Below are 6,628 nucleotides of genomic sequence, written 5' to 3'. Positions count from 1 at the left end.
GGCTATATCCGTGTTTCTACAAAGGAGCAAAATATTGATCGCCAATTGGCAGCAATGTTTGAGGAGGGACTTTGTCAAAAACAATTGTACATTGACAAGATGTCAGGAAAAGATTTTAATCGAACAGCATACAAACGAATGTTGAGACGGTTAAAAAAAGGTGATGAGATTGTCATCAAATCCATTGACCGTCTGGGGAGAAATTACGATGAGATCATCGAGCAGTGGCGCTATTTAGTTCGTGAACGTGAGGTGGATATTAAAGTAATTGATTTAGATTTGTTAAATACAAAGTCCTCTTTTGATAATAATATTACAGGACGTTTTATATCAGATTTGGTTTTGCAAGTCCTGTCCTATGTGGCGCAAGTAGAGCGGGAAAATATGTTGCAACGTCAGAGGGAGGGCATTTGCGAAGCAAAGAAAAAAGGGGTTCGTTTTGGACGACCTAAAAAAGAGATTCCGCAGAACTTTGAAGAGGTCTATGCCATGTGGAAAAATAAAGAAATCAGCATCAACGAAGCCTCTATATACTTAGGAGTTGCTAAAACAACTTGCTACAACTGGTTGAGGGCGAAAAAAAGTGACTAAAATTGTTCAAAATACTAGGACTTTTGGAACGGCTAAAATCAGTGGAAATTTAGCCTAAATTTCGCTCAATTGTCCCTAATTATATGCGTTCCAAAAGTCCTGCTTTCTTAAGATTATATATGGTAATAAAGTAACCAACAATATTTTAGCTCATTTTTTCCAAAAAGTCTGCTTTTTTGAACAGCGTGAGCTTTCTAAATAATCTTTTTATAGTAGGAGGTATTCGGATGAATAGTTAATACTTGTAGTTTTTATTTTTTATGTAATACTCGGAAAATGATGATATTTTCCAAGCTTAGTTAGAGAAAAGGATATATATGTTTTTTAAACGACAAGAAAGATTTTCAATCCGAAAATTTAAGGTAGGGGTCTTTTCAGTATTTCTGGGGGCAACACTGATCGGTGTCCCAACGGTTTTTGCTGAAAGTCCAGAAAATGGGGATGTGCCCCAAGCGGTAGCAGGTTCTGAACTGTCAAGTGATGAAATTGCTGTTGGAGAAAATGTTACTGCGGAAGCTCCAAAAGAGGAAGCAGTAGCTTCGTCTGCCGATGGAGTTGCAGAAACGGCACTGGCTGAAGAGGAGGCAAGCAAGCTTGCTGCCTTGAACTTGCAAGGGATTCCTCAAAGAGTACTGGTCGCAAATGCCAATCAGCTGACAGAAGAGGAAAAAGCCCAGATCAAGGAGCTTGTCCTCGCTGCAAATCCAGCAGTAACATCAGAGATGATTGTCGTAACTGACAAGGGCGAGGTCATCGTGACCTATAATGGTAAGTCCTATCGTCTACCTGCTACAGCTATCATCGAAGTTCGTCCGCAAGAAGTGGCGGGTCCAAGTGCAATCACTGCTGCCAAAGAGGAAGAGAAGGTCGCAGATCAGGCAGAGTCTGAAGAAAAAGTGGATAAAATCGATAAGCCAGAAACTGCAGAAAAAACAGCAGCAACAGAAGGAACCTTTGCTCCTGCCGAGAAAGAGCTCGAAAAAGAGAAGGCCGCAACTGCAGAATCAGCTTCGCCAGAGAGCGTTGCCTACAAAGCGGACGTCATCATGGATAGGACAGAAGAAACGCCTAAGATTGATGTTGAAAAAGCAGAAGCAGCCTTTGAACTGGTGGCACCAAATCGAATTATCCCAGTGGTGGACGTCAACCAACTGAAAGAAAGTGAAAAAGAACGGGTTAAAAACCTCATCCTAAGACTCAACAAGTCTCTTTCCGATAAGAATGTCCGTGTGGAAGACAACGGAGATGTCTTTGTCACGCTAGAAGGGGAAATTTACTATCTACCAGGTACTGCTGTTGTTGAAGCAGCGGCTGATATGCCAACGGGGACAGGTTTTAGAATTGGAGAAGCTGGTTCATTTTACAAGGCGTTTGGTTATCGCGCAGAAAGACTGGGAGACTCTGAGGTTGCCAACGACATCAATATTGCAGAGAAAAAGGTTACTTTTGATAGTAGCGGAAACGCAACGATTACCTATAAAATCCATACAAACCAAGGGAGAGGAACGGATGTACGTGGTCGTATTTATTTCATCCCGTCAAGCTATGCAGAAATTAGAGAAGAACCAACGGTAGAATTACTTTACTCTACTACGCCAAGGGTTGCTAGAGTGCCGCGAGCTGAAAGGGTTGACCGTGGTAGACTTGGTGATCCTCCAATGTCTGTAACACTGGGGCGTAAAATGAATGTTGAGGAATTTGCTTGGTATAAGGGCCTATTAGGTATCACAAGTGATGACACTCGTGTATGGGTGATTGATGAAGCAACCAACCCTACTAAAAAAGAGTATATGGTAACGGTAAAAGTCTATGTTACCAAAGCGAATTATGAGCGCCATGGTCGTAAAGTTTATCTTGCGGCAGGGGTGGCGACTCATAATAGAGATAATAGTGGTCACAACCGTATTCGTTTTGAAGAAACGGCTATTGAACCGCCAATTACTGCAAGAAGCATCGCTCTTTGGACAAACACACCAGTTGAAAATGATGTAGTTGTAGGTATTGCACCAGTTGGAAGTAACCAAAATTCTGCAAAATTTATTGCTAATGATGGCTCTGATAATAACCCAAGCCAATTTTTGCCGGGGACAAATCTAGGACTTAGGGTCGTAAATCGTGGCGGTTCACAAGGAGCGCAACTTCTTCTTACAACAGGAAGTGTTCTAACGTCAGGGTCTGGGGATAATGCGACGCCTCACTACACAACACGCCTACGTTCAGAATTAAACGGCAATAAAGTAGCTCTCAGTGAAGCGGTGACGATTGATGGTGTATCGATTGAAGATTCAGTCGTTACAAGAACAGCCAATCAAAGCTACAATCGTTTAGCTTTTGAGCAACAATTACAAAAAACCTATAAAGCTGGCCAGTCCGGTATTACTTGGGGGAATAATGCCTTAAGGAAAGAGTTTTTAGGAATTGAGCTACCTGACGGACGAACAACAAATGATTTTAATGCAATCCCTCGTCAGGGAGACAGCAAGATTAAGATGCGTGTAACTCTACCATCTGGGCATGCCAAGGTTGTAACTGTTACTGTTCGTTACCCAGAACCAGCATTGACAGGTAGCGTTACAAGTGGAGGTATTGTCTATAATGGCGAAAATGTCCCTTCTACCAAAGTCGTAACTCCTAACCTTACAGGAGCAACAGTATCAACTCCGACTATTGACGGACTTCGCGTTGATGCAAATGGGAACCTTGCTGGAATGCCTAACGTAAACTTTGCAAACGGTCAAGATGAAAAAGTCGTAGAACTACCTGTTACCCTAACAAGAAATGGTCGAACGGTTACTCTTAACGACAAGGTATCTGTTACTGTCCGTAAACCTGTTGTTGCTACACCCACTTCAGCGACAGTGATAGATGGCGACCAAATTAATCGTACGATTAACGTCTTAAGCCATAATCAAGCAGGAGGTGTCAGTCTAACTGCTCCAACGGTAAATGGGTTAACGGTCAACAATCAAGGCAGACTTGTTGGAACGCCTAGTGTAACCTTTACAGGTAACGAAACTAGTAAAGAAGTTGTGATTCCAGTTACAGTAGCGAAATGGGGACGAAGTGAAACAGTTAATGTTAGAGTAACAGTTAATAAAAAAGTTGCTATTACACCAATACCAAAAGAAGTTCCTGCCGGTGTACCTGTAACTCCAGGAATGAAAGTTGTTGAAGCTGACAAACCAAATGTAAGCTACACTACTTTAGGAGCGGTTGAAGGGCTAAATATTGATGCTAATGGTAACTTAACAGGAACACCGACAGCTACCTTCCCAGATGGTCAAGACTCAAAAGTAGTAAATATCACTGTTATTGGGAATTCACGAGATAACGGTTCAGCTGGAACAAATGTACCGATAACTGTTTACCGTCCTTTAGAAGTGACCGTTAAGCCAGATGGGAAAGACATCGTTGTTGTGAACGGTGTTGAGACAAATACCTTTACGGCAATTTCCCACAATCAAGTCAGCGGAGCAGATGTCACTACTACTAACCCTTATAATTTAAGAGTTGAAAATGTTAACGGGAATTTTAAGTTGATAGGCGAAGCAAATGTTGATTTTGCAGATGGTGAAATATCGAAAAATATTACGATCCCTGTTACGGTTACAAAAGGAAAACAAAGTAAAACAGTAGATGTGCCGATTACGATTAACAAGAAATTTGAATTGACTGCAATTCCAAAAGAAGTAGAAGCAGGTGTACAAGTAGTTCCTAATACGAAGGTTGTAGAAGGTAATATTCCGAATGTACGAGTAAATGATATGACAGGTAGCGGGAATACTTCTGGCTTATCAATTGACCGACTTGGGAATTTAACAGGCACACCGAATGTTACTTTTAGAGATGATGAAGATAGCAAAGTAGTCACTCTTAAAGCAGGAGCTAGAAAACAATTTCATGGTCCAGGTGTCGAGGTAGATGTTCCGATAACAGTCAATAAACCATTGGTTTTAACGACTCATACAGTAAGTATAGAAAATGGAACATCAGGTAATGCGACGACTAGAAGAGAAAAAGTCGTAACTGTCAACCAAAACGGAGCTACTTTAAGTGCTGGAACAGTAGACGGTTTGACAATCAATGCTGACGGCTACCTAACAGGTACACCAAATGTCAGTTTTAATCCAAATGAAGATAGCAAGGTTATCAACATTCCAGTAACGGTGAGCAAGCCGGGACGTCAAACCAAAACAGAAAATGTAGCAATTACTGTTTATAAACCATTAGCGGCAACAGCAAATGAAATAAGTCTTGAAAATGGTGTAACCGCAACTGGACAACCAGCATTGACGGTTAATCAAACAGGATTTACAGTTTCTTCTAACAGTGTTTCTGGTCTATCTCTTGATAGAAATGGGAATCTGATAGGAACACCGAATGTCAGCTTTAATTCGAATGAAGAAAGTAAGGTAGTAACACTTCGAGCAACGGTCAGCAAAGCAGATTATCCGGAGCGTACAAGCAAGCAAGTTGATGTGCCAATCACGATTTACAAATCGCTAGACGCCACAACGGTAGCTAAAGAAGGAATTAATGGCGTACCAGTAACACCAACAAAAGTGGTGACACCAAACCAAGATGGCGTGACCATTACACCAGCTGAAAAAGATGGTTTAAGAATTGATGAAAATGGTAACGTAAGTGGCACCCCAAGCGTAACGTTTGGTCCAAATGAAGACAGCAAAGTGGTAACCATTCCAGTGACAATCAGTAAAGATGGCTTAACACCTAAAACAGTAGATGTTGTGGTAACGGTTAATAAATCAGAAGCTGAGAAAACAACGCCAGCACCGAATACAGTGACAAAAGAAAGTCCAGTGACAGCAGACGGTCTAAAAGAGGAGATTGAAAAAGCTGTACCAAACTTACCAGCTGGTGCGAAAGTTAAAGTCAAAGACGGTGATTCAATTCCAACAACTGAAGGTCATCACGATGTACCAGTAGTCATCACATACGCAGACGGCTCAAGCGAAGAAGTGAACGTGCCAGTAGACATTAAGAAACCAGTTGATGGCACAACCACTCCAGCAACAGCGGTAAATGGCGTCCCAGTCACACCAACAACAGTGGTGACACCAAACCAAGACGGCGTGACGATTACACCAAACACCGTATCTGGTTTAACAGTTGATGGAAATGGAGCAATTAGCGGCACACCAACCGGATTGGACTTCAACGGAAAAGACAGCGTAGAGGTAACCATTCCAGTAACATTACACAAAGATGGCTTAACAGACAAAGTTGTGAATGTGACAGTAACCGTTAATAAATCAGAAGCGGACAAAACAGAGCCAACAGCTACTCCAGTGACAAAAGAAAGTCCAGTCACAGAAGAGGGTCTAAAAGGCGACATTGAAAAAGCTGTACCGAACTTACCAGACGGAGCAAGTGTTAAAGTCAAAGAAGGTAATACAATTCCAACAGAGGAAGGTCACCACGATGTACCAGTAGTGATTACCTACAAAGACGGTTCAAGCGAAGAAGTGAACGTCCCAGTTGACATTAAGAAACCAGTTGATGGCACAACAACACCAGCAACAGCGGTAAATGGCGTCCCAGTCACACCAACAACAGTGGTGACACCAAACCAAGACGGCGTGACGATTACACCAAACACCGTATCTGGTTTAACAGTTGATGGAAATGGAGCAATTAGCGGCACACCAACCGGATTGGACTTCAACGGAAAAGACAGCGTAGAGGTAACCATTCCAGTAACATTACACAAAGATGGCTTAACAGACAAAGTTGTGAATGTGACAGTAACCGTTAATAAATCAGAAGCGGACAAAACAGAGCCAACAGCTACTCCAGTGACAAAAGAAAGTCCAGTCACAGAAGAGGGTCTAAAAGGCGACATTGAAAAAGCTGTACCGAACTTACCAGACGGAGCAAGTGTTAAAGTCAAAGAAGGTAATACAATTCCAACAGAGGAAGGTCACCACGATGTACCAGTAGTGATTACCTACAAAGACGGTTCAAGCGAAGAAGTGAACGTCCCAGTTGACATTAAGAAACCAGTTGATGGCACAAC

2 protein-coding genes are annotated in these 6,628 nt (G+C 42.1%); both read left to right on the top strand.

Features of this window, described 5'->3' with window-relative positions:
• A partial coding sequence (locus ABPH35_RS10095) for a recombinase family protein (RefSeq protein ID WP_368849787.1) occupies nucleotides 1-591 on the top strand: 591 nt, incomplete at its 5' end.
• A gap of 317 nt (nucleotides 592-908) precedes the next feature.
• The coding region (locus tag ABPH35_RS10090; RefSeq protein WP_368849786.1) for a Rib/alpha-like domain-containing protein at nucleotides 909-6,628 on the top strand (5,720 nt) is incomplete at its 3' end.

Origin of the sequence: Streptococcus handemini (assembly GCF_040984445.1) — a bacterium.
Lineage (GTDB): Bacteria > Bacillota > Bacilli > Lactobacillales > Streptococcaceae > Streptococcus > Streptococcus handemini.
This window is presented reverse-complemented; position numbering and strand designations above follow the sequence as displayed.